This window comes from Nitrosospira sp. NpAV (assembly GCF_000832065.1).
In the GTDB taxonomy this organism is placed as follows: Bacteria; Pseudomonadota; Gammaproteobacteria; order Burkholderiales; family Nitrosomonadaceae; genus Nitrosospira.
Genome location: NZ_JXQM01000266.1, coordinates 1 through 446, shown reverse-complemented (window position 1 = coordinate 446; position 446 = coordinate 1). Strand labels below are relative to the sequence as shown.

The window sequence follows — 446 nt, the reverse complement described above, 5'->3', positions numbered from 1 at the left end:
GGAGATGGGTATAAGAGACAGCTTTCAGGCAACCCGGGCTGATTACGTTACGGCAGACCAGTCTGCCACGTAACCCGAATGGAAAAATTGATCGAAAAAATCTGGCCAGTGAATTCCAATACATTTTTCAAACAGAAGAAACATAGCGATGATTCAACCCAAGCATGCGCCGACAACCCAGTTTTCCGTACAGGATCATTGCCTCGTCGTTGGCGGTATTCCGCTCACGCTCCTTGCTCAGCGAGTTGGAAGCACACCTTTCTCTGCCTATGATCGTCAGTTAATTTCCGCACGTATAAGATATCTGAGGCAACACCTGTCGGCTGGCCTGCTTCTGCACTACGCAATGAAAGCCAATCCGATGTCGGCTGTGGTACAGCATCTGGCATGTCTAGTGGATGGAATTGATGTCGATTCGGCTGGCGAAATGAAAGTGGCACTGGATG

The 446-nt window shown here is 49.3% G+C and carries 1 pseudogene; it reads left to right on the top strand.

From position 1 onward, the window contains the following. Positions 1 to 148 precede the first annotated feature (148 nt). Positions 149 to 446, top strand: a pseudogene (locus SQ11_RS16080) (pyridoxal-dependent decarboxylase, exosortase A system-associated); the annotation flags it as partial.